Below are 21,081 nucleotides of genomic sequence, written 5' to 3' on the forward strand. Positions count from 1 at the left end.
CGCTTGCGACGGCTCGTAAGGGCGAGGCCCATGGATGGGCCGAGTAATCCGCAGTCAACACATAAGCAGCTTGAAGTAAGACGGGTATAAGCGCTATTCGACAGCGTCTCTGCCGCCCCGCTCACGCAGCGTTAGCGGGAGGAGAGGGGGCTAAGAACGCCACTCATTCCGTTTTCAACATCCCAAAGCTCACAATCCTTGAACGCCCCAGCTCTTTTGCCCGGTAGAGCGCCGCATCCGCCGCGCGCAGCAGGCTATCGCTTTGCGTATGCTGCGGGTAGCTGGCGATGCCGATGGAGACATCAACCTGACCTATCTCAGACAGCCCATAGCGTAAGGTCAGCAGATGTACACTGTTATAAATATCGGTAGCACAGGTCATAGCGGCCTCTTCGTTGGTGCCGGCCAGCAGCACCAGGAACTCTTCGCCGCCGTAGCGGAAGGCCATCCCGATATCACGCACTGCACGCTGGATGATCGCGGCGACGCTTTTAATCACCAGGTCGCCCGCCTCGTGGCCGTAGTTATCATTGATTGCCTTAAAGTGATCGATATCGATCATCAGACAGCTTAGCGGCGTACCGTTGCGCACGGCCAGATTCATCTGCGTGTGCAGAGCATCGTCCAGATGATGGCGGTTACGCAGTCCGGTGAGCGAATCGAACAGCGCTTTTTCCAGTAGCGCGTTACGTAAACGCTGGTTAGCCAACGCCAGCCCCAGCGCTTCCGCCATCAGTTCGAGATAGGCGCGAGAAGGAGCTGTGGAAGGGGTTACGTTGCGGAATGAAAGCAGGCCAATAGCTTCGCCCTGGGCAATAAGCGGTACGCACAGCGATTGGTTGGCCTGTGCTTGCGGCAGGTGGTAGCAGGCAATGTCTGGCTCGCCATTTACCGGTGGGTGGCTCAGCCCGCGCCGAACGGCCCAACAGTTGTCGGGATGGAAAACAACAGGCTCATCCGGCGGCGATAGCCACTGTGCGACGCAGCGCATCTGCCAGGGATCGGTATCGAGGATATAGAGTCGGCCGGGGATCTCGGGGGCGATATTCGGTGCGAACAGCTCAGCAACCTTAATGACATCCTCGAACGATTCGCAACCTTGTAGCCGCTGGGTCATCCGCGCCAGCAGTTCCCGAATTGCCCAGTCGGCATCGCGCTCTTGCTCAAGTCGCTGCCGCGCAAGACCGTTTTCGCGGAAGATACGAATCGCCTGGGCCATATCGCCAATTTCATCTATCTGGGTAAACTGTGGCGTTTCGACGGCGTAGTCCTGGGAAGCCAGCCGCTGCACGACATCGCTCAAGCGTACGACAGGATATAACACCCGGCGTTTGAGAAGAAAACCCAACACAAACAGGAACATCAGCGCCGTCAGTCCCACCATGACCTCGGAAAGGGTTCGCCAGATGCGCGATTTCTCCGTGGCCTCGGAAATGGTTTTATTCACCCGGCCTTCAAGCATCAGGCGAAAATGGTCAAGCTGCGTCTGCACCTGCTCAAGTTCTTGCTCGTAGGGTACGCCGTACAGTAAGTTTACTGCCTCTTTCTCTTCCCCCCGATCGGCATGTGCCAGGGCCGTTTGCTGTTCATCCTGCAATTCATCGGCTTTCTGCAAACCATCACGCAATAGCGCCAGCTCTTCAGGCGTCGCGCCATTGTCCCTGAGCTTTTCCAGCCGATGTTCAATCGCAGTTATTGCCTGAGCCTGTTGCCGATACTCCCGTAAAATATCCGGATTTTTTCTGATGATATACAGCCGGGCGAGGTCTGAAAGCTCCCAGGCTCCATTATCAACTTCTTCACTAAGTTGGTCGAACTGTTGTCGCTGTTCAACGGCGCGACGTTCGGCATTATCCGCGCTGGAGGCCATCAGCATTGCGATGCCTGAAGCGAGGGTCAGGGCGACGGTGATCCCGTAGGCCCAGTTGGTCATGGTGGCGATTCTCACCGGATATATCCTTGCGTGCAGATGAATTAATTATACCCGTCATACTTCAAGTTGCTTATGTGTTGGCTACGTGCGCTCACCCCAGTCACATAGTTATCTATGCTCCTGGGGATTAATGAGAGGCTCCTGCCTCTCACCGGAGGCCAGCCTTCGGCTGGTCAAATTCGTTCCCGACGAATTTGTCCCTCCCTTGCCGCCTTTAAGCAACTCGAATTATTTAGGGTATATTTTTATTTATGACTGCACCCTTGGTTTACCCGTATAGGCCCGACTCTCAGGAGTGCAGTGTGTTAGTAATAATAGCGTGGAGCGCTTTGGCATGCTGGTGCAATACGCGATACACGTCTTTATCCAGCGCACCATTTATAACATCGGCCTCTATCAGCTGTAATGCTTGCTGAAGGCTCATTCCGTGGCGATAGGGGCGGTCTTCGGTGAGGGCGGTAAAAATATCGGCGATGGCGATAATTCGGTCCGGGAGCTGCAGATAATCCTCATTAAGGTGAAGGGGATAACCGCTGCCATCCAGTTTTTCATGATGATTGGCGGCCCAGTTAATGATCTCGCCAAGTTCGCTAAAGGCGCTAAGCAGTTTGCCGGTCATGTAGCTATGCTCACGAACCTGAAGTAGCTCTTCGTCATCCAGTTCACCCTGTTTTTCCAGAATCGCCAACGGGATATAGATTTTGCCAATATCATGTAAATAGCCAGCGATTTCGATTTTTTGGCACTCTAATTCCGGCAGATTTATGTAGGTTGCCAGCATTCGGGATATTTTCCCGACCATCAGACTGTGGCTGGCGGTAAAGCTGCTGTAGGTGTCTACAATTTTGGCGATCAATAAACAGATGTCTTTCAGACCATTGATATCGATGTAAATAGTGTTAATTGGGCCGATAATCTCCAGCATCCGCTGAATATGCCCGGGGTTAAGATGCAGCCAAAAATGCTCCTTTTGGGCGAGCTGGCATAAGGTCTGGCACAGCTGCGGGTCGATCTCCTGATATAGCGCACGAAATTTATCAATGACAATGTCGGTTTGATAGGTGGTGGCGGTTTTATCGCTGGATAACAGGCGCTCAAAAACGTCGGCAAAATAAACAATATGCTGTTCGAGGCTGCCTCTGTGGCTCGGGCTAAAATGGTGGTCGCGGATAATCGGCAGAATAGGGGCCAGAGTGGTTAACCCATCTAGCATTTCGGCTCCCCGATGCTGATGCGGGTCGTCGAGATTATCTATGGCGTTGAGTGAAACGATAACTCTTTTGTCGCCCAGTACGCCGATATCGTGCAGCAGAGCGGCGCAAAAAATGGTCTGTTGTTGCTGACGAGACAAACCGGCCGCGAGCGCAAGCTCCAGCGCAATCAGCGCCGTTCTTTGCATATGAAGATGTAATTCAGGGTTAATGATTTGTATGACGCGGGTGGCAAGCATCAATGCTGATTTTAAGGCGATACGCATCGTTTTTCTCCATCGCGTTACCCGAATTGTTTTGGTTCATTCGCCGATACTGTAGCCATTATTTATTTTAGGCCTGTATGACAGAATTGAATGAGTTAATTCTCATTATGCATTTTTATCGCGCCATCCTGGATTATTTCACTACGCACATCGGGCGTAGCGACACAGGCTCCGGATGAATCTCCGCCTCCAGATGAAAGACCTCGCGCAGCATCTGCGGCGTCAGCACCGCTTCCGGTGAACCTTCGGCCTGAACGTTGCCGTTTTTCAGCACTACCAGATGATCGCAGTAGCGGCTGGCCTGGTTAAGATCGTGCAACACGGTGACCACGGTTTTTCCCATTAGCTGTAGATCGCGCATTAGCTTCATTAACTCCACCTGGTGATTAATATCCAGCCAGGTTGTTGGCTCATCGAGCAGCACCAGCGGCGTATCCTGCGCCAGCAGCAGCGCCAGAAAAGCCCGCTGCCGCTGGCCACCGGAAAGCGCGCTTAGCGGCTGTTCGGCCAGCGATGTGACGCCGGTTCGTTCCAGCGCGCCTTCCACGATCTGCCGATCCTGCATCGAGAGTCGCCCCCATAGCGGCAGCCACGGGCTGCGACCATAGCTGACCAGCTCGCGCACTGTTATGCCCTCGGGGCTTGCTTGCTGCTGTGGCAGCAGCGCCAGACGCCGCGCCAGTTGACGAGTAGAGATACCATTTAAGGTCTGATTACCAAGCCAAATCTCCCCAGCGTCGGGTGTCAGAAGGCGAGAAAAGCACTTCAGTAGAGTGGATTTACCGCAGCCGTTTGGCCCCAGTAGTGCGGTGATTTTCCCGCCCGGTAACGTTAGGTTGAGACAGTTAATAATGCGCTTGCCATCATAGCCAGCGGTCAGGTTTTCCGTTCGCAGTTCCATTTAACGCATTCTCACAAGTAGCCAGATAAACCACGGCGCGCCAATAATTGCTGTCAGCACGCCTGCCGGAAGCTCCATCGGCGGGCTGAGTGTTCGTGCCAGCAGATCGGCGAGCAGCAGAACCAGCCCGCCCATCAGCGCCGAAACCGGCAGTAAATAGTGATGACGTCCACCGAACAGGCGGCGAACAAGATGCGGCACAACAAGACTGATAAAAGCGATAGGGCCGCAGACCGCGACGCTGACGGAGGCGAGGGCGACCGCCAGGGTCAACGCGTAGCCGTTAAGCCAGCGAATATTGATGCCCAAGGTCCCGGCGCGATCGTGGCCCAACGCCAGCAGGTCGAGATCGCGGCTGAGAGCGAAACTCAGCGGTAGCAGCACGGTGAGCAGGGGCAGAGCGATAATCACAAACGAGCCATCTCTGGCCCACAGGCTGCCGGTCAACCATAGCAGTGCGTTGTTAATCTCCTGGGGGCGCGACAGTAAAAGATAATCGGTCACGCTGGCCCAGCAGGCCGACAGCGCTACGCCGGTCAGCGCCAGACGCATTGGGCGGGAAAAACCGGCAAGAATTATCAGCACCGCCATTGCCGTCATCCCGCCGATAAAGGCCAGCAGCGGCAGCCACAGCAGGGACAGGGAGGGTAAAAACCACAGCGCGGTGACCGATGTCAGGCTCGCCGCATGGTTAATGCCCAGAATATCTGGTGAGGCCAACGGATTACGCACAACGCCCTGAATTAGCACGCCGGAAACCGCCAGCGCGGCGCCGATAATCAGCGCCAGCACCACGCGCGGCAGGCGATATTGCATCAGTACGTAGTGATGTTCGCTACCCGGGTGCCAGCCGTCAAGCAGCGCCCGCCACGGCAGCGGGACTGCGCCCATACGCAACGAAAGCACGGTTAACAGCGCCAGAACGAGCAGTAAAAAGCTGACGCGGCGGAGTCTCATCCGCGCCTCCGGACCAGCCAGACGAAACAGGGGGCACCGACCAGCGCCAGCACCGCGCCCGCCGGGAGCTCTCCCGGCCAGGCGAGCGCTCTGGCGAGAATATCCGCTAATAGCATAAATAAAGCGCCCAGCGTGGCGCTCATTGGCAGAAGCGTACGATGATCGTGACCGGCCCAAAGCCTCGCAAGATGCGGGATCAGCAGACCGATAAAGGCGACCGGCCCGGCGACGCTGACGCAGGCCCCGGTAAGCAGTAAAACGGCAGCGTTAATCAGCAGGCGCAGGCGAGGTAAATTCACGCCCAGAGAATGAGCGGCGGTATCGCTGACGTTAAGCAGATTAAGCGCGTTGGCCAGTAGAAATACGGCGGGAACAATAAGCGCGGTAAAAGGGAAAAGCTGCCAAAACTCAGCCCAGCGTACATGGGAAACGCCACCCGCCAGCCAGGTGAGAATGCCGTAAGCGTGATCTTCCGCCAGCAGCAGGGTTATGCGGGTCAACGCCATACATAGCGCCGAGAGGGCAATACCGGCGAGGATGAGCCGATTGCGATCCAGCTCCTGACGCCAGCCACCGCCAGCGGTCATCACCAGCAGCCAGCTTATTCCACCGCCGCAGGCGGCGATCAACGCCAGCGAAAACCCGGCCAGCGGAGTCGGGCTAAAGGCACTGGTCAGCGACATTGCCAGCGCCGCGCCGCTATTGATGCCCAGCAAAGAGGGAGAGGCCAGTGGGTTATGGGTGAGCGTTTGCAGCAGTGCACCCGATACCGCGAGGCTGGCGCCGAGCATCATCGCCACCAGACTGCGGGGCAAGCGCAGATTAAGCACTAACGCCTCCGCAAGGGGAGGCGTTTTAGGGGCGGTCAGCGCGTGAAGTGCGTTGAACGGTGAAATCGGGATTACCGAATAGCAAAACAGGTTCAACCAGAACAGTCCGGTGAGCGCCAGCAGCGGCAATCCCCAAATAAAAAACGAGCGATGAAACGGTTTCATGGCGTGATATCGACCGTCTGATGGTGGACGATTTTCACCATATCGCTGGCAATACGCTCGGCGGCAAAGAGACCACGCATCCGCGCCCAGCTGTTGCTATCAACGGCCGCAATCTGCTGCTTTTGCTGAGCCTGTAGCATTGGCCACAACGAATCCTGCTGCCATTTTTTAACGATGCTTTCGGCCCGATAATGGGCCACCAGCAGCCACTGTGGATTAATTGCCAGCAATTGTTCGAGATTGATCGCCGCCATTGGCGCGCCGTTGATCGGCTGTGGAACCTTCAGGCCCAGCGTCACTAGCACGCTGCCGGTATAGGTTTGCGTGGAATGAAGATTGAACTGCTGCTCGCGCGAGGTGCCAAATAGCACGCTGGCACCCGCTGGTAGCTGGCGGGCAAACGCTGCCATGGTTTGCCGATGCTGCGTCAGGCGCTGCTGCATCTCTGCCTCTTTGCCAACCGCTTTGCCAATAATTGCCGCCGACTGCAGATTTTCCTCCCAGGTTTCATTGCGCGATTTCAACAGTAGTACCGGGGCAATCTGCCGCAGGGAGGCGTAAATGCCGCTATGGCGGCTGCTATCGGCAATAATCAGGTCAGGATGCAGGGCGCTGATGGCTTCCAGTGAGGGCTGGGCGCGGGTACCTACCGACTGCCATGGCTTCAGGCGCGCCCGTACCTCGGACAAAATGCGCGACGGGTCGTTATCATCGGCCACGCCCACCGGGCTGACGTCAATCGCCGCCAGCGCATCAACAAAGGAGAGTTCGAGCACCACGATCCGCTGGGGTGTCTTATCAAGAGTTAAGGTGCCGTGCTCATCCTGCACGGTGACGGCGAATGCGGGGCCTGTCAGGAATAGCAGGCCAAAAATAAACATGCGAACAATGCTAAACATAGTCAACTCCAGCATGCCGGACAGGGCGCTCACTCCGCTATCCGGCAGCAAACCATCATCAGAACTTCATTGACCCTTGCAGGTACAGCGTGCGCGGCTGACCTGCGTAAAGCCCTTTGTTGTTATCGTCGTACGAGCGGGTGTAATACTCATGATCGAAGATATTTTTCACCCCCAGCGCGAGATTGAGATTCGCCATCTGTGGGCCAAAGTCGTAGGCCACGCGTGCGCCCCACAGCATATAGCCGGGGATCCGCCCGGTGCTGCCGTCGGCGCTCTCAGCAACGGTGTTGGCGTTATCCGCAAACTGGCTGGACTGGAAGTCGCTATTGAGGTTAAACGTCCAGCTGCCGGGTTTGTAATCGACGCCAAAGGTACCTTTGTGCTTCGGCGAGAAGGGAACCTGGTTGCCGTAGGTATCACCTTTTTCGCGGATTTCGGCGTTGACATAGGCATAGCTGGCGTAGACCGAGAGGTTATCCAGGGTGGGGGTAAGTTCACCAAGGTCGTAACGGGTTTGCGCTTCCAGGCCGCTATGACGCGTTTTACCGCGCGCGGTAACCGTGTCGTTAGTCTGGTTAGAGTCGTACTGATTATTAAAGTTAATCAGGAACAGCCCCATCTCGGCGCTCAGCGCGCCGTCGTCGTAGCGGGTGCCGACTTCCCAGGTGCGTGCTTTCTCCGGTTCCACATTGCCGCTTTGCACAGCCTTGCCAATTTGGCTGTACTGTACGGTGCCGAATGAGCCTTCTGTGTTGGCATAGATATTCCAGCTGTCGGTGAGGTGATAAAGAACGTTTAGCGCCGGGAGCGGCGCGTTATAGCTGACCTGCTCGCGGGTGCCTTTTATATTGTTGTCCTGATACGACTCGATGTGCTCAAAGCGCATGCCCGGCGTAATCGTCCAGTTGCCGATATCAATGCGATCGTCGATATACCATGCGTGGGCTTCGGTGCCGGAGCGGGTATCGCGATCGTACGGGCTGGCGGTGCTGGGCAGCTCGCCGCTGGTGGTCGCGGTGTAATAACGCATCTCGTGGGTCGATTCATTCACATAGCGATAGCCAACGCCGACTTCATGTGCCGATGGACCCATCATAAAGCTCTGGCTGTAGCGTGGTTCAATGCCGCGAACCCAATATTCACGCGGCGAGAGGGTAATACGCTTGCCCTGTTCCAGATAACCGCTGCGCAGGGTGTGGGTATAGAACCCCTGAATATTAAATTTATGCTGCGCGTCCGGTTGATATTGGTAGCCAAGACTGGCGAGCTGGCGGCGTCCCCAGAAGCGGTCGTAAGGGCGGGTGGATTGCCAGCGGTCAGCGTTATAGTCGGCGCGGGAGAGGCCGCCGGGCATATCGGCTTCGCCGTCGTAGTATTGCAGCAGGCTGTTAAAGGTATGCACTTCGTTGGGCGCATATTTGCTTTTCAGCATCACATCATCAATACGCGTCGCGCTATGTTCGCGCCAGTCGCTGCCGCGGGTGCCGGAGTAGAGCAGGGCGGAGCCGAAACCGTTATCCGCCGTGCCGCCGATCATTAAGTTATGCGTTTCTTTCGGATTGTTTTGCGAAGAGGTCGGGCTGAGTTGCCCCTCAACGCCACCCGCTATACCGAAATCCTGAGGAATGGCGCGGGTCACGAAGTTTACCACGCCGCCGACGCTTTGCGGCCCGTAACGCACCGCGCCGCCGCCGCGCACCACATCGATGGCATCCATATTGCCGAGCGAGACCGGCGCCAGTGAAAGCTGTGGCTGGCCGTAAGGTGCAAACGGAACCGGGATACCGTCCATCAGCACCGTGGAACGGCTGGCAAGCCGCGGGTTGAGGCCGCGAATACCAAAGTTCATCGCCAGATCGTGACTGCCGGTACCGGTATTTTCCGGGGCGTTAACGCCGGGAATTCGGTTCAGAACTTCGCGCATGGTGGTGGCGCCGGTTTTGGCGAAATCTTCCCGGCGGATAACATCACGGGCACCTGCGTGCTCAAAGACATCGTTTTCCCGGGCGTCGCCGAGCCAGTCGCCCACTACGGTTAAGGTGGATTCGCTACTGACGGGCGCCGGTTCCAGCGTCCAGACGTTATTACCCAGCGCTTTTAACTGTAATCCGCTGCCGTCCAGCAGCGTATGTAAGCCCTCTTCGGTTTCAAAGCTGCCATGCAGGCCGGAACTATGCTTGCCGCGCGTCAGGCTGGCATCGGCAGCGAGCGTGATACCGCTGCGGGCGGCATATTGGTTAAGTACGTTGTCTAAATCCCCGGCTGCAATATCAAACTGCGTGGCGGCAAATACCGGCACGGCAGTCAGCCCCACTAACGGCAGCAGACTTAAACGGATTGCCATCACCAGAGGCATGGGTTTGCGTAATACGCGTAAAGGCGTCATGATTTCTCCATGATCGTTTTTGGTTGTCTTCATCTAGTAAGTCGAACGAGCAGGGGAAAAGGGACAATGGAGAATGAGAATTTTTTGTATTATTTTTCTCAGGCCGGGATGAGCGTGACCCAATAGCGGGTGACAAACTGTAATTTAATCGGCAGCGTTTGTGCGATGACCTGCAGGATGGTGTCAGGATGACCTAGCGGAAAGGTGCCGCTCAGGCGTAGATTGGCTACGGCGGGATCGCAGCGCAGCATGCCGGAGCGATAGCGGGCGACGGTGGCGACCACTTCGCTCAACGGGGTATCGCGGAAGGTGAGCATGCCCTGAGTCCAGCTATTTTCATCGCCGTTAAGCTTAACCAGAGCAGAGAAACGATCGCGGGTAAACCATAGGCTTTCACCGGCGTTAACCCTTTGCGTGCTGCCTGATGCTAAAACCGCCTCAACGGCATGTTGCTGTACCGCGAGCTGCGTTCCGCCAGCAAACTGGCGTACGGTAAATTCGGTGCCCAGTGCCGTCATCATGCCTTCACGCGTTTGCACCCGGAACGGTCGCTGCTGGCTGTCGTGCGCGGTCTGAATAGCGATTTCGCCATAGCGTAAATGGATCAATCGCTGCTGTGTGTCAAAACGGACATCGGCGGCGCTTTCGGTATTCAGCGTGAGTAGCGTTCCGTCGGTAAGCCGCTGCTGGCTCGGCATGCCCTTCGCGGTGCGGTAGTCGGCGCGAAGTCCCTCAGCCAGTTCGGAATCCCAAAGCCGCCATCCCCCTCCAGCGACCAACAGAAGCAGTAATCCTTTCAGAACATGGCGACGGGCTATACGGCTATCGTGGAGGGCTCGGCTGGCCAGCCCACCCGGCAACTGCCCCATCTGCTGACGCAGGTTTTCTACCTGCTGCCATGCCCACTGATTTTCGTTGTTTTGTTCATACCACACCTGCCAGCGCGCCTCCTGTTGCGGGCTTACGCGACCATCACTCAGAACCGCATACCAGTGCGAAGCTGAACGTAGCGCCTGACGGCGGGATTCACTGAGCGTCGAATTCACAAGCCATTCTCCAGGCGAAACAGCAGGCAGTGCTCGGTGGCTTTAGCCATATATTTCTTAACCGAGCTGACGGAGACAGACAGGCGGCTGGCGATTTCGGCGTAGGTCAGCCCTTCAAGCTGTGAGAGTAAAAAAGCTTCTCGGGTTTTCGCGTTAAGCCCGTCGAGCATGGCGTCAATTTGCTGTAGGAGTTCGAGCTGACTTTGGCGTAACTCAGGTGAAGGGGCCAGTTCTTCCGGCAGTTGTGAGAGCATATCAAGCCATGCTCGCTCCAGCGCATTGCGACGAAACAGGTCGATCATCACCCGTTTGGCAATAGTGCAGAGGAAAGACTTTGGATCGCGAATGGTTGCCAGCGGCTCGCCGCCCATAATTCGCACGAAGGTATCCTGCGCGACGTCATCGGCGTCAAAGGAAGATTGCAGCTTATGGGTAAGCCAGTTTTTCAGCCAGCCGTGATGGTCGCTATACAGCGAGGCAAGCGTCAACGGTGCAGCGGTAGCGGAAGGCTGGGACATGAGCGGGTTCAGAAAAATTCATCAGTGTGCTGTATGTTAATATGAGAATGGTTATCATTTCAATTGAAACGCAATCCGCTTATCAATCATGAGGTGAATAGTTGCTATAAGTAACTGTTAAATATTGAATAGATTTTTTACCGCCAATTACCCCTGCCATTAATGCAAATAAAATTCATTATCATTATTCCCTCTATAACCATAATGATGTATTTATAATGCATGTTATAAATAAGGAGATTCTGATGAACGCAAGCGACAAAGCAGGGCATACCTTTTTGGCCAGTTTGGGGAAAACTCGTCTGCGCCCCGGCGGCGTGGAGGCGACGGAGTGGTTGTTTCAGCAAGCGGGATTTACTCCTGACAGCAAAGTGCTGGAGGTTGCCTGTAATATGGGCACCACTTCGATAGAGCTGGCGCAGCGTTTTCGCTGTAGCGTCTACGCTATTGATATGGATAAAGACGCGCTGGCGATCGCGCGGCAAAACATCGTCCGTGAAGGCGTGGATAATCGGGTATTAGTGATGGAGGCTAATGCTAATCGACTGCCTTTTCCTGACGGTACCTTTGATGTAGTGATTAATGAGGCGATGCTGACGATGTATGGTGATAAAGCTAAGGAAAGGCTGGTGGCGGAATATTTTCGCGTGCTCAAACCCGGCGGCCGTTTGCTGACCCACGATATTATGTACACGCAAGAGGCGCTGGAAGAGGGGGCACGGATGCAGTTGCAGGGCGTAGTGAAATCCAACGTGAGCCCGTTGAGCGCCAAAGGCTGGCAGGCGCTTTTTGAGCGGACAGGTTTCGATTACGTCCGTTATCACCACGGGCGGATGTCGCTCATGTCGCCAAAAGGGCTTGTCAAAGATGAAGGATTCAAACAGGCGCTGAAGATTGCCTGTAATGGTTTACTAAAGCGCGAGAATCGTCCGAGATTTTTATCGATGATGCGCTTTTTCCAAAGTCAAAAGCATCGTCTGAACTTTATTGCCTGCTGTTCAGTTAAAGGTGTAAAGGTCCAGATGGAGAGCGAAAAATAACGCAAGGAATATGAATAACTGTCTATAAACATTATTTACTGTCAGCGATGTAAAATAAGGTGATTCTTATTTCGGAGTGAATACCGAAAATATTTCACCTTGCATCTCTTTTTTGGCGGGTAATTCTGATTGACGGTCGTGGGGTTTTGTATTTTGACCAGTAATGATTAGCGCGGTATTTATTGCTTATAATGTCCAGGGAAGGGGCCGAACTTAACCTCCAGTGGTTCCCTTCTACACCGCATGGCTTCTGAGGCAGCTCATGATTTTCTGCTTGCATAGCATCGAAGTTCAATGGTGCTCTGGTGAATGATTAGCCTGGGAATCATTCTTTTTATAGATATTCGTAATGATTTGTTCATTTTTATTTTACATTTTGTTACAGGTGTGCTTGTATTGTGTTTTTTTATGCTGGCGTGGTTTTTTACTTGCCGGAGTGAATTTACCAGTATTATTATTGTCAGTAATGCTATACGTATCGCCTAATGACTCGATGAAGGGACTCGTTTTTTCCTTAAGCGTTACCTCATGTTTGAATGTTTACAGGAAAAACCATGTCTTGCGCTTTTAATAAAAGTCTCCTCCATCCCCGTAATTGGGGGACCTGGTTTGGCCTTGCCATACTCTGGCTCATCGTTCAATTACCCTATCCCGTTTTACATGCCATCGGTACCAGCGCTGGCCGGGCATCGCGACGTTTTCTAAAACGCCGTGAACGTATCGCCCGACGTAACCTCGAACTCTGTTTTCCGGATATGTCGCCAGCGGAGCGAGACAAGCTTATTGAGCAAAACTTCATGTCGCTAGGAATGGGTCTTATCGAGACCGGCATGGCATGGTTCTGGAGCGATGAGCGAGTGAGAAAATGGTTTGACGTTGAAGGCCTGGATAACCTCAACAACGCGATGAGTGCGGGAAAAGGGGTGATGGCTGTCGGCGTGCACTTTATGTCCCTTGAATTAGGTGGTCGCACTATGGGGCTGTGTCGCCCGATGATGGCAACTTATCGCCCACATAACAGTCCGCTGATGGAGTGGGTGCAGACTCGCGGCCGTTTACGTTCCAACAAAGCGATGATCGACCGCCGCAATTTGTCCGGTCTGGTCCATGCATTGAAATCTGGCGAGGCCGTCTGGTTCGCCCCGGATCAGGATTACGGCCCAAAGGGAAGCGTATTTGCTCCATTCTTCTCTGTGGAGCACGCGGCAACGACCAACGGTACCTACGTGCTATCTCGTCTGTCTGGTGCGAAAATGCTGACTATCAGCATGGTACGCAAGCCTGGCCGCAAAGGTTACCGCCTCTATATCAGTGATGTGATGAGCGATTATCCTGGCGAAGATAAACAGGATGCAGCTAGCTATATCAACAAAGTTATTGAGAAAGAGATCCTGCGTGCGCCAGAGCAGTATTTGTGGGTTCACCGCCGCTTTAAAACCCGTCCGCAGGGCGAAACTTCGCTATATTAAGACATCCGCACTCACAGCGCTTTCAAAATGGTCTCCGTTGCGTTAACGTGCGCGGGATCATATTTTTTGTTGTAAGCGAAGGAGTGCGTTGTGTTCGCTGAGTTTGGTGTTTTGAATTACCTGACCTATCTGGTTGGGGCTATCTTTATTATCCTGGTGCCCGGCCCAAATACCTTTTTTGTCCTCAAGACTGGCGTCGCTCACGGCGTTAAAAAGGGCTATCTGGCGGCTGCTGGCGTGTTTATTGGCGATGCGGTACTGATGTTTCTCGCTTTTGCGGGCGTTGCTACGCTTATCAAAACCACGCCGGTACTGTTCAATATTGTCCGTTACCTGGGGGCGATTTATCTACTGTGGATGGGCGGCAAGATGCTCTACGCGGTGTTAACCCAGCGCGATGGTCATTCTGCGTCTGATTCCGAACCAGGGAGCGCGATTCTTAAGCGTTCGCTGACTCTCAGCCTGACGAATCCGAAAGCCATTCTGTTTTATGTCTCTTTTTTTGTGCAGTTTATCGACGTTAATGCCAAAACCCCAGGCCTTGCGTTCTTTATTCTGGCGCTGACTCTGGAAATCATTAGCTTCTGCTACATGAGCTTCCTGATCGTCTCCGGCTCTTTTGTTACGCGCTATGTCAAAACGAAAAAGAAACTGGCGAAAATCGGCAACAGCCTTATTGGCTTAGTCTTTGTCGGTTTCGCTGCCCGTCTGGCAACACTGCAGTCATAGTCATCAGGCCGGTACGTGCGACCGGTCCGATAGCGACCATCACTGTTTCGTAACAAAACCACTTCAATTCTTATTGCATTGATGTTACATATACAGCCGATTATCGCTCAGAAAAAAGGGAACCCGGATGATTCTGCAGAAACTCACCAGCAACAAAAACAGCAAGAAGTTTTTCCTGTCGATAGGGGCGGTGTTTGCCATCGCGCTTTTCGTGGTTGGTCGTGCGACCTTTGGGGGCGTGGTGAGCGAGTATAATATGCCGTACTCAGAGTGGACGACGTCAATGTTCTTCCTGCAAGGGGCGATGGTCACGGTTTATAGCATTGTGTTCACGCTGCTGTTCTCTATTCCGCTGGGTTTCCTGTTTTTAGGTTCCGATCGTCAGGACTAGCGTAATGCAATAAGGCGAACCGAAGTTCGCCTTATTCAGCGTTTTGCCACCCGCCTTACCACCAGCCGAATTGCGTACCCGCTACAGCCACAATGGCAATGATAAGCATAATAATGGTGCTTTTTTTCATTATGCCCCGCCCGGTGCCGCATAACCGCCGACAAAAAACCAGCCCAGAAAAACAACGGCGACGATAAATATAGCCACCGGAAATAGAATACCCAGTCTCATTGTTTTGTCCCTGTAGGTGCGAAATATGCCTGACATCATACGGGATATTCACACGTTGTATTAGTCTATATGAAAGAAAGTCCCCTGGCGGCGTGACTTCTTATCCTGATACATCGCATCGTCGGCGGCACGTAGCGCCTGTTCGACGTCCATCGTCTGAGGGTTGACGTCAATAACGCCAAAACTGGCGCCGGGGTAGTGAATACGGTTCCCGGCAAGAAAATAGGTCCCCGTTAACTCATGGCGTAACGCGGCGATGTACTCTAGCTGTTCTGCTAATTCAAGGCCCGGGCCGACAATTAAAAATTCATCTCCACCAAGGCGACCGACAATATCGCCGCTACGTACACGGGCATTGAGACGTTCGCCAATCTGAATGAGAAAACTGTCGCCACACGGGTGACCGAATCGATCGTTTATCGCTTTAAAATCATCAAGGTCGATAAAAATCATCAGTACATTGCGCTGCTGCTCACATGCACGTGGAAATTGAGCTGAAAGGTGCTTAAACAGCGAACGACGGTTGGGCAAACCGGTCAATTCATCGGTATAAGAGTGCATTTCAAGCGCGACGTTAGCCGTACGCAACTGCTGCACCAGCGTCTCTTTCTCAACGTAATGGGAGATGAGTTTGGCAAACAGGTTCATGACCTGTTCGCCCTCAAGGTTATAGGGCTGTCTTTCGCGGCTGGTTGCACACAGCGTGCCGAACAGCGAGCCATCGGTCAGGTGCACCGGAATGCTGAAGAAGGTGGCGATCCCCAAATCCTGCGCCGCAATGCACGAACGCCAGCGCTCGGCTACGTCGTTGCTGAACAGGCAGCGATCGTCCAGCGCACGCTTGCACAGCGAGTCGTTCCACGGGACGGAAAATCCTTCAGGAATCTGCATTTCGCTGCTGTTGTGCGCATACATAATCAGCTGTCGCTGCGCTTCAAAGTCGATACGCGTCAGGTAGGTGGATTCCATTCGAGTGACAAGCTCCAGCATCTCAAGTAACTGCCGCACCAATGCTTCCAGAGAGTGTTCATTGGCGAGAGTTTGTGAGACGCGGGCAAGAATAAAGTCGGACATGAATGATACGGCTCCCGAACGCTAATCGTGACTACCAGCAAATTATGCTAAAAACGACCATCAGCGCAGAGTAAACAGAGATACATAAAATTTAACACATCTGTTGGGAGAATACCTGTATCGGCACCAGGAAAAAAAGCCCCGTCGGGTGCGTTGGACACACCCGGAACAAGGGGCTTTCAACGGTACAATGCGGGGTTGCGCGGCACGCAAGACCATTGAAAGCCATAACTAATTACCTATCCGTGGACATTATGTGGACATTTCACGCATCGGCGCTACCTCTCAGCGGGTTAAGCGAGATCGCGTCCTGAAGATATTCCGGTGCAAAGTGAGCGTAGGCCATGGTTTGCTCAATTCGCGCATGCCCAAGGATCCTCTGTAACGTAATGATGCTTCCCCCATTAATCATAAAGTGCGTCGCGAAACTGTGGCGTAGTGCATGCGTCGCCTGGCCGGTCGGGAGATCAGGTTTTACTTCCCTGAGTATCTGCCTGAAGTCAGAATAAGACGCCTTACCAAATAACAACCCTCGCTTACCATCCGCTATGAGTTTTGCCACTTCCGCTGAAACTGGAACAGTCCGCTGCTTGTTACTCTTGGTTTTAACGAACGTCACACGGTTCTGTATGATGTTTTCTGCCTTGAGTCGAGCCGCTTCGCCCCAGCGAGCACCTGTACTTAAACAGAGAACGGCTATCTTCTTGTTGTCGCCATCCAGTTTAAAGAGCAAGTGCTTGATTTCGTCCTCTGTCAGATAGCCAGTTTCGGGGACTTCTTCTTTCAACTTCTTCCGGCCTCTGATCGGATGTTCACCCGAAAACAACTCGGCCTCGATAAGCGCTGTGAACATGCCACTGATGCTATTTAGGTCACGGTTAATGGTAGAAGCTTTAATGCCCTGACTTCTTCTTGCCGCGTAATACTGACTAATCAGCGCTTTCGTAATCTGAAAAGCACAAGGATCGTCGGTAATCCTGCAAAAAATATCTAACTTGTTGCGGTTGATCCGACCGTGCTCCTCATGCTTGCCTTTCAAATTCCACCAAAGCTGTATCAGTTCAGACAGATGCCGCTTATCGGTCGGTTTTGATAACCATTCTTTGGTGTGGTGGTTGAACTGGGTATGCTTCTCGAAAGCTACCGCTTCACTTTTCTTATCAAACTTCCTGCGGATACGCTTTCCATTGCGACCAGCAGGCCTGATGTCCACTTCATATCGACCATCATCGAGTTTCTTAATAGTCATAAGAAAACCCTCCGATGGGTGCGCTTGCCTTTAGGCCTTAACGCGTTGCAATTATGTGATGAATACTTTTCGACCAATAATAGACATTTGAAATGTATGTAGGACTGGTTAATTGTTAACCAGTCTTTTGGTCTGAGTGCTGCGAGGTTGTTAAGTCTTGCCCAAAGTGTGCGAGGGCCGGTGCGATTTGACCGGCTTCAGGCGAAACCTGATCGGTCATAAACCACAGTGTGTATTTCATGAATCTGGGGTGTTGTAGCAGTCTCATTATCGCTTCAACGCCTGGCTTTTTATCACCCGCTTCATAGCCACAAAATGAGCCGTAAGCAATGCCAGTTAATTCACTGATTTCTTTCCTATTTAGCCTTTCGGATTCCCTAATGAGCTTGATTTTTTCATGAACTGGGGTTGACATGAGTCCTCCATAAGATGATTATTCCCTTATAAGGAAATAATTTCCGAATAAGGAATTTTCACAGATAGGCAATTAAATACAATTAAGAGCAATTAATTACCCAAAAGGAGAATGTAACAGATGAGCAAACAGCTTGTAAGTAGCACGGATGCTGTGCCTTATCAGGAGTTCGCCAGACTCATCGGGAAAACCCCTTCTGCGGTGAAGGGCATGATCGAAAAAGGGAAGCTTCCTGTAATCGAGATGACCGATCCCCAGTCAACTTCTGGCCGTGCGGGCGAGTACTGGGTTTACCTTCCAGCCTGGAACAACGGCATGAAACTGGCCTACGAAAGTCGTCCAAAGGAGATCAGGGAAGGGTGGTTGATGTGGCTTGGTCTCGGTGAGCCAGGTCGATAGCTGGTTTCAGGAGAGGAAACATGAAGAACGGTAGCCGCGGATCAGTATCACAGCTCAATAGCAAAACCAGCCTCTACTGTGGTTTTACTATTCTGAAACTCCCACGCAAAAAACCGTACAACCGCCAGCGCTATCAAATTACGCACACAGGCCATTATTACGGCATTGACTTTGCTTTATCAGAAGCATGCCGAACGATTGACAGAATCATGAGTAAAAAGCGGTTTATTGCTTTTTAATCTCTGGGGGCGAAAATGAAACTCGAATATGCAGACAAAATTAACTCGCTTTTACAATGCTTCCATTTCAATAAAGAGTTTCTGGAATGGAATCATGATTACTCTCTCCAGCTTTTACGCCATGGCGTATCCCACCTTTATCATTTCGCAATGCTTCAAGGCGAGAATGATGAATGCACTCTTGAAGAACTCCGCAACATCATTATTTCCGTGACCGATGGTGATATCCCTAAACCATACGACCTTCTATCTCTGGACGCTGAGCAACTGAAGAAGGCTATGAAGTTTGTTCAGCCGCAGGCTGTAACCGTAGAGGTTACACCGGAGATCCTGGAACACCTGAAACTGGGAGCTAGAGCCTCCTGGCGGCTGGAGCCCCCTCGCTTTAACTGATCATCGGAGTACGCCATGTTCACCGAAGAAAAAACATCTTGGGAACAGGAAATGCTGATTCGAGAAGCAGTGGAAAGTGCCGAGCAGGGGTTCACTGTACATCTAAAAAATGGTGCTCGTATCACCATTAGTTCAAAAAGCCCGTCTAAAGATTTAATAATTTACGGGCTCGAAAAAGCAATTCGCGGTAATCACGATCGCGCGCGAATGACATTTATTGATTTCATGTATTACTGGCATGAAAGGATATTTAAGCAGATTAAAAGAAAGCCGCGCCCTAACCACTAATTAACCAGCATTAAAAACAACGGCATTCATTTTGCCGGGGATTCGTTTTGCCTTTTTCAGGAGGTTGCATGTCGGTTACGTCAATAAAGCCGGAAGGCGGAATAAGCGATCCAGAGTTTATGGGAATCAGCACCAATGCGCGCAAAGGCGAGCGCGCCCACTTACTCGGATTGCTGCGCATCCGTATGGGCCTGCTGAAAGAGCAAGGCCTTACCCCCGAAGAGATTTATTCAGCACTTGAGCAGTGGATAGCCAACCACGAAACAATCACCAGCGAGGGCAGTAGACCATGAATCACGTAATGATCGATTTGATTAACGTTAGTAAGAAACCGTCATCACCTCTGTGTGCCATTGAAGCTGTGTTTTTTGAACCCTCAACAGGGCAGATCGGAAAGGTTTTTTATTCTTCGATAGACATTCGTAAATCTGAAAGCTTGAAGGGCCGTATCAGCATTAGTACGGCATTCGATTGGATGAAAAAAGACTCTCACTGGCGCGCCGAAGTAATGAGCGCAACCGAAGCTGAAGAAGATGCACTTTGCAGCCTTGCTTCTTTCATCGCCGACAACACCTGTCCCCGGAACGCGGCGTTATTCGTATGGTTCAAAGATGCCCCGGAAAAACTGGTTTCACTTCGTTATGCCGTGGATCGCTTAGAGGTGTCAGGCATTTTACCTGAAGGCACAAAATACCGCTGCATTCGTTCACTTCTCGACCTTGCTGCTGCCACAGACTATGCGCCTCATGCGAGAAGCGCCCTGGCATGTTACACGCTCACTGACGCGCGATATCAAGCGGAACAAGTCTGCGAAATCTGGCAGCGCTTAACCTCCCCACACATTGGATCGCTGTGAGGGCCGCCATGCATTCGCATTTATCTGTTGTTTGTAACGCGCCGTTGCCGGTTTGTAAGAGGGCGCTTGCCGCCCTGAATTGCTTTGCTCGTGGACAGCGTAATTACACCCGCGTCAAGCCACACGCCTATCTCGTGATCCGCATTGGCCTCCGTTGGCGTTTGCTCAGCAAAAACGGTGGTAAGCAGTGGCGACTGATGACCCATGAAACCTATAACCAGGAATGCCGCAAATGATTAAGTCACCTCTTAAGTGGGCTGGCGGTAAAACCCGCGTGTTGCCGGAGCTGCTGAAGCACTTACCTAAAGCCGATTGCTTGATTGAGCCCTTTGTAGGCAGTGGCACAGTCTTTATGAATACGGAATACCGCCGCTATGTGCTTTGTGACAGCAATCGCGCATTGATCAATTTCTTCCTCGCGCTCAGGGAAGACCCAGAAAGATTGATACTGATCGCCAGGAACGTATTCAGAAATGGCAATAACGAAGATAGCTATTACGAAGAGCGCAAGTTGTTCAACCACCTGTCGTGGGATGACGAGTGTGCAGATGATTACGTTGTACGGTGGGCGGCCTCATTTTTATACCTGAACCGCCACTGCTTTAACGGGCTTTATCGCACCAACAGGGATGGCGGTTTCAATGTTCCATTTGGCAGCTATAAGGCGCCTTATTTTCCAGAAGCAGAAATGCGCCTATTTGCCGAAAAGGCGCGGGATACTCACGCGCTCTTTCTTTGTAATGATTTTCGTACTTCCATTCCGTACGTCGCCAGGAATCGCCTGGACTCCGTGATTTACTGCGATCCGCCGTACATCCCGACTAGCAAAACAGCTAACTTTACCGCTTACGGCAAGCCATTTACCTTGGATGATCACCGCGCTTTGGTTACGGCGTTACTAGACGTTAATCGCCAGCATGGAACGCGCTCGGTCATCTCGAATAGCGACACACCAGAAACACGCCAGATCTACTCCGCTTTCAATCTCCACGCCTTCAGAGTTCGACGTTCCGTTAGCGCCAAAACCCGCGATATGGCCGGTGAAGTGATTGGCGTTCTTCGCGTGTGTGGTGGTTGCGGTCGTTCTGGTGGTGGAGGTTGCCCGGACTGTGGGGCGGTGATGGGGGATGCGACATATGCCGAAATGTTTGGTGCGCCGGCTTGTTGAAGCGTTGGCTTTGCAAAATAAGATT

At 52.6% G+C, this 21,081-nt stretch carries 26 protein-coding genes; 12 read left to right on the forward strand and 14 right to left on the reverse strand.

What is annotated here, in order from left to right:
• Positions 1–163: 163 nt before the first annotated feature.
• The 9 genes from QVF11_RS26395 to fecI form a co-directional block, all read right to left on the reverse strand.
• Positions 164–1,948, reverse strand: a complete 1,785-nt coding sequence (locus QVF11_RS26395) for a diguanylate cyclase (RefSeq protein ID WP_112216663.1) — start codon at positions 1,946–1,948, stop codon at positions 164–166.
• Between the two features lie 274 nt (positions 1,949–2,222).
• Positions 2,223–3,410 (reverse strand): HD-GYP domain-containing protein, encoded by a 1,188-nt coding sequence (locus tag QVF11_RS26400; RefSeq protein ID WP_287860590.1) that lies wholly within the window; start codon positions 3,408–3,410, stop codon positions 2,223–2,225.
• A 133-nt stretch (positions 3,411–3,543) separates the two neighbouring features.
• On the reverse strand, positions 3,544–4,311 hold the full coding sequence (gene fecE / locus QVF11_RS26405; protein WP_287860593.1) for a Fe(3+) dicitrate ABC transporter ATP-binding protein FecE: 768 nt from the start codon (positions 4,309–4,311) through the stop codon (positions 3,544–3,546).
• Positions 4,312–5,268 (reverse strand): Fe(3+) dicitrate ABC transporter permease subunit FecD, encoded by a 957-nt coding sequence (gene fecD, locus QVF11_RS26410; RefSeq protein WP_287860595.1) that lies wholly within the window; start codon positions 5,266–5,268, stop codon positions 4,312–4,314. It abuts the gene before it with no gap.
• Positions 5,265–6,263: an iron-dicitrate ABC transporter permease FecC gene (gene fecC / locus QVF11_RS26415; RefSeq protein ID WP_287860598.1), complete on the reverse strand. Its 999-nt coding sequence runs from the start codon at positions 6,261–6,263 to the stop codon at positions 5,265–5,267. The genes fecD and fecC overlap by 4 nt, the downstream gene beginning before the upstream one ends.
• Positions 6,260–7,162 carry a Fe(3+) dicitrate ABC transporter substrate-binding protein FecB gene (locus tag QVF11_RS26420; protein ID WP_287860601.1) on the reverse strand — a complete coding sequence of 301 codons (903 nt, stop codon included), beginning with the start codon at positions 7,160–7,162 and terminating at the stop codon, positions 6,260–6,262. Before QVF11_RS26420 ends, fecC begins: the two co-directional genes overlap by 4 nt.
• A 58-nt stretch (positions 7,163–7,220) precedes the next feature.
• On the reverse strand, positions 7,221–9,551 hold the full coding sequence (gene fecA, locus QVF11_RS26425; RefSeq protein WP_287860603.1) for a TonB-dependent Fe(3+) dicitrate receptor FecA: 2,331 nt from the start codon (positions 9,549–9,551) through the stop codon (positions 7,221–7,223).
• Between the two features lie 98 nt (positions 9,552–9,649).
• Complete coding sequence (gene fecR / locus QVF11_RS26430; protein WP_142514182.1) at positions 9,650–10,597, reverse strand: ferric citrate uptake sigma factor regulator FecR; 948 nt, start codon at positions 10,595–10,597, stop codon at positions 9,650–9,652.
• Positions 10,594–11,115, reverse strand: a complete 522-nt coding sequence (gene fecI / locus QVF11_RS26435; RefSeq protein WP_112216632.1) for a ferric citrate uptake sigma factor FecI — start codon at positions 11,113–11,115, stop codon at positions 10,594–10,596. Before fecI ends, fecR begins: the two co-directional genes overlap by 4 nt.
• Positions 11,116–11,360: 245 nt before the next feature.
• Here fecI and QVF11_RS26440 point away from each other — a divergent pair, with 245 nt between their 5' ends.
• The 4 genes from QVF11_RS26440 (at position 11,361) to QVF11_RS26455 (ending at position 14,744) form a co-directional block, all read left to right on the forward strand.
• The gene (locus tag QVF11_RS26440) at positions 11,361–12,155 is read left to right on the forward strand and encodes a class I SAM-dependent methyltransferase (protein WP_142514183.1); all 795 of its coding nucleotides are present in this window, start codon (positions 11,361–11,363) and stop codon (positions 12,153–12,155) included.
• Between the two features lie 554 nt (positions 12,156–12,709).
• Positions 12,710–13,624: a kdo(2)-lipid IV(A) palmitoleoyltransferase gene (gene lpxP, locus QVF11_RS26445; RefSeq protein ID WP_110273604.1), complete on the forward strand. Its 915-nt coding sequence runs from the start codon at positions 12,710–12,712 to the stop codon at positions 13,622–13,624.
• Between the two features lie 90 nt (positions 13,625–13,714).
• On the forward strand, positions 13,715–14,353 hold the full coding sequence (gene leuE / locus QVF11_RS26450; RefSeq protein WP_110273603.1) for a leucine efflux protein LeuE: 639 nt from the start codon (positions 13,715–13,717) through the stop codon (positions 14,351–14,353).
• A gap of 127 nt (positions 14,354–14,480) precedes the next feature.
• On the forward strand, positions 14,481–14,744 hold the full coding sequence (locus QVF11_RS26455; RefSeq protein ID WP_110273602.1) for a DUF2534 family protein: 264 nt from the start codon (positions 14,481–14,483) through the stop codon (positions 14,742–14,744).
• 55 nt (positions 14,745–14,799) lie between these two features.
• Here QVF11_RS26455 and yoaJ read toward each other — a convergent pair whose 3' ends face one another.
• The 5 genes from yoaJ to QVF11_RS26475 form a co-directional block, all read right to left on the reverse strand.
• Entirely contained in the window at positions 14,800–14,874 is a 75-nt protein-coding gene (gene yoaJ, locus QVF11_RS28655; protein WP_142514317.1) for a protein YoaJ, read from the reverse strand.
• Positions 14,874–14,975, reverse strand: a complete 102-nt coding sequence (locus tag QVF11_RS26460) for a YoaK family small membrane protein (RefSeq protein ID WP_004101234.1) — start codon at positions 14,973–14,975, stop codon at positions 14,874–14,876. Before QVF11_RS26460 ends, yoaJ begins: the two co-directional genes overlap by 1 nt.
• A gap of 60 nt (positions 14,976–15,035) precedes the next feature.
• Positions 15,036–16,049 carry a GGDEF domain-containing protein gene (locus QVF11_RS26465; RefSeq protein WP_112216629.1) on the reverse strand — a complete coding sequence of 338 codons (1,014 nt, stop codon included), beginning with the start codon at positions 16,047–16,049 and terminating at the stop codon, positions 15,036–15,038.
• Positions 16,050–16,314: 265 nt separating this feature from the next.
• Entirely contained in the window at positions 16,315–17,298 is a 984-nt protein-coding gene (locus QVF11_RS26470; RefSeq protein WP_287860619.1) for a phage integrase, read from the reverse strand.
• Positions 17,299–17,413: 115 nt separating this feature from the next.
• Positions 17,414–17,713 (reverse strand): helix-turn-helix domain-containing protein, encoded by a 300-nt coding sequence (locus tag QVF11_RS26475; protein ID WP_004131513.1) that lies wholly within the window; start codon positions 17,711–17,713, stop codon positions 17,414–17,416.
• A 120-nt stretch (positions 17,714–17,833) separates the two neighbouring features.
• Here QVF11_RS26475 and QVF11_RS26480 point away from each other — a divergent pair, with 120 nt between their 5' ends.
• The 8 genes from QVF11_RS26480 to QVF11_RS26510 all read left to right on the forward strand — a co-directional run bounded on the left by QVF11_RS26480 (position 17,834) and on the right by QVF11_RS26510 (position 21,056).
• The gene (locus QVF11_RS26480) at positions 17,834–18,112 is read left to right on the forward strand and encodes a regulatory phage cox family protein (RefSeq protein ID WP_287860623.1); all 279 of its coding nucleotides are present in this window, start codon (positions 17,834–17,836) and stop codon (positions 18,110–18,112) included.
• A gap of 20 nt (positions 18,113–18,132) precedes the next feature.
• Complete coding sequence (locus QVF11_RS26485) at positions 18,133–18,351, forward strand: hypothetical protein (protein ID WP_004131515.1); 219 nt, start codon at positions 18,133–18,135, stop codon at positions 18,349–18,351.
• Positions 18,352–18,366: 15 nt separating this feature from the next.
• Entirely contained in the window at positions 18,367–18,744 is a 378-nt protein-coding gene (locus QVF11_RS26490; RefSeq protein WP_032432798.1) for a hypothetical protein, read from the forward strand.
• Positions 18,745–18,759: 15 nt separating this feature from the next.
• On the forward strand, positions 18,760–19,032 hold the full coding sequence (locus QVF11_RS26495) for a hypothetical protein (RefSeq protein WP_102000528.1): 273 nt from the start codon (positions 18,760–18,762) through the stop codon (positions 19,030–19,032).
• A gap of 68 nt (positions 19,033–19,100) precedes the next feature.
• The gene (locus QVF11_RS26500) at positions 19,101–19,325 is read left to right on the forward strand and encodes a hypothetical protein (RefSeq protein WP_004213098.1); all 225 of its coding nucleotides are present in this window, start codon (positions 19,101–19,103) and stop codon (positions 19,323–19,325) included.
• 8 nt (positions 19,326–19,333) lie between these two features.
• On the forward strand, positions 19,334–19,888 hold the full coding sequence (locus QVF11_RS26505; RefSeq protein WP_224251931.1) for a 3'-5' exonuclease: 555 nt from the start codon (positions 19,334–19,336) through the stop codon (positions 19,886–19,888).
• Positions 19,889–19,896: 8 nt separating this feature from the next.
• Positions 19,897–20,124 (forward strand): ParE family toxin-like protein, encoded by a 228-nt coding sequence (locus QVF11_RS28755; protein ID WP_004131528.1) that lies wholly within the window; start codon positions 19,897–19,899, stop codon positions 20,122–20,124.
• Positions 20,121–21,056: a DNA adenine methylase gene (locus QVF11_RS26510; protein ID WP_287860635.1), complete on the forward strand. Its 936-nt coding sequence runs from the start codon at positions 20,121–20,123 to the stop codon at positions 21,054–21,056. The genes QVF11_RS28755 and QVF11_RS26510 overlap by 4 nt, the downstream gene beginning before the upstream one ends.
• Positions 21,057–21,081 lie beyond the last annotated feature (25 nt).

It is taken from the genome of Klebsiella sp. (assembly GCF_027492335.1).
GTDB lineage: Bacteria > Pseudomonadota > Gammaproteobacteria > Enterobacterales > Enterobacteriaceae > Klebsiella > Klebsiella huaxiensis.

Coding starts and splice junctions, on each gene's coding strand:
- QVF11_RS26400 (WP_287860590.1), bottom strand. CDS start 3,410: ATGCGTATCGCCTTAAAATCAGCATTGATGCTTGCCACCCGCGTCATA.
- fecE (WP_287860593.1), bottom strand. CDS start 4,311: ATGGAACTGCGAACGGAAAACCTGACCGCTGGCTATGATGGCAAGCGC.
- fecD (WP_287860595.1), bottom strand. CDS start 5,268: ATGAGACTCCGCCGCGTCAGCTTTTTACTGCTCGTTCTGGCGCTGTTA.
- fecC (WP_287860598.1), bottom strand. CDS start 6,263: ATGAAACCGTTTCATCGCTCGTTTTTTATTTGGGGATTGCCGCTGCTG.
- QVF11_RS26420 (WP_287860601.1), bottom strand. CDS start 7,162: ATGTTTAGCATTGTTCGCATGTTTATTTTTGGCCTGCTATTCCTGACA.
- fecA (WP_287860603.1), bottom strand. CDS start 9,551: ATGACGCCTTTACGCGTATTACGCAAACCCATGCCTCTGGTGATGGCA.
- fecI (WP_112216632.1), bottom strand. CDS start 11,115: ATGTCCCAGCCTTCCGCTACCGCTGCACCGTTGACGCTTGCCTCGCTG.
- QVF11_RS26440 (WP_142514183.1), top strand. CDS start 11,361: ATGAACGCAAGCGACAAAGCAGGGCATACCTTTTTGGCCAGTTTGGGG.
- lpxP (WP_110273604.1), top strand. CDS start 12,710: ATGTCTTGCGCTTTTAATAAAAGTCTCCTCCATCCCCGTAATTGGGGG.
- QVF11_RS26455 (WP_110273602.1), top strand. CDS start 14,481: ATGATTCTGCAGAAACTCACCAGCAACAAAAACAGCAAGAAGTTTTTC.
- QVF11_RS26460 (WP_004101234.1), bottom strand. CDS start 14,975: ATGAGACTGGGTATTCTATTTCCGGTGGCTATATTTATCGTCGCCGTT.
- QVF11_RS26465 (WP_112216629.1), bottom strand. CDS start 16,049: ATGTCCGACTTTATTCTTGCCCGCGTCTCACAAACTCTCGCCAATGAA.
- QVF11_RS26470 (WP_287860619.1), bottom strand. CDS start 17,298: ATGACTATTAAGAAACTCGATGATGGTCGATATGAAGTGGACATCAGG.
- QVF11_RS26475 (WP_004131513.1), bottom strand. CDS start 17,713: ATGTCAACCCCAGTTCATGAAAAAATCAAGCTCATTAGGGAATCCGAA.
- QVF11_RS26480 (WP_287860623.1), top strand. CDS start 17,834: ATGAGCAAACAGCTTGTAAGTAGCACGGATGCTGTGCCTTATCAGGAG.
- QVF11_RS26485 (WP_004131515.1), top strand. CDS start 18,133: ATGAAGAACGGTAGCCGCGGATCAGTATCACAGCTCAATAGCAAAACC.
- QVF11_RS26490 (WP_032432798.1), top strand. CDS start 18,367: ATGAAACTCGAATATGCAGACAAAATTAACTCGCTTTTACAATGCTTC.
- QVF11_RS26495 (WP_102000528.1), top strand. CDS start 18,760: ATGTTCACCGAAGAAAAAACATCTTGGGAACAGGAAATGCTGATTCGA.
- QVF11_RS26500 (WP_004213098.1), top strand. CDS start 19,101: ATGTCGGTTACGTCAATAAAGCCGGAAGGCGGAATAAGCGATCCAGAG.
- QVF11_RS26505 (WP_224251931.1), top strand. CDS start 19,334: ATGATCGATTTGATTAACGTTAGTAAGAAACCGTCATCACCTCTGTGT.
- QVF11_RS28755 (WP_004131528.1), top strand. CDS start 19,897: ATGCATTCGCATTTATCTGTTGTTTGTAACGCGCCGTTGCCGGTTTGT.
- QVF11_RS26510 (WP_287860635.1), top strand. CDS start 20,121: ATGATTAAGTCACCTCTTAAGTGGGCTGGCGGTAAAACCCGCGTGTTG.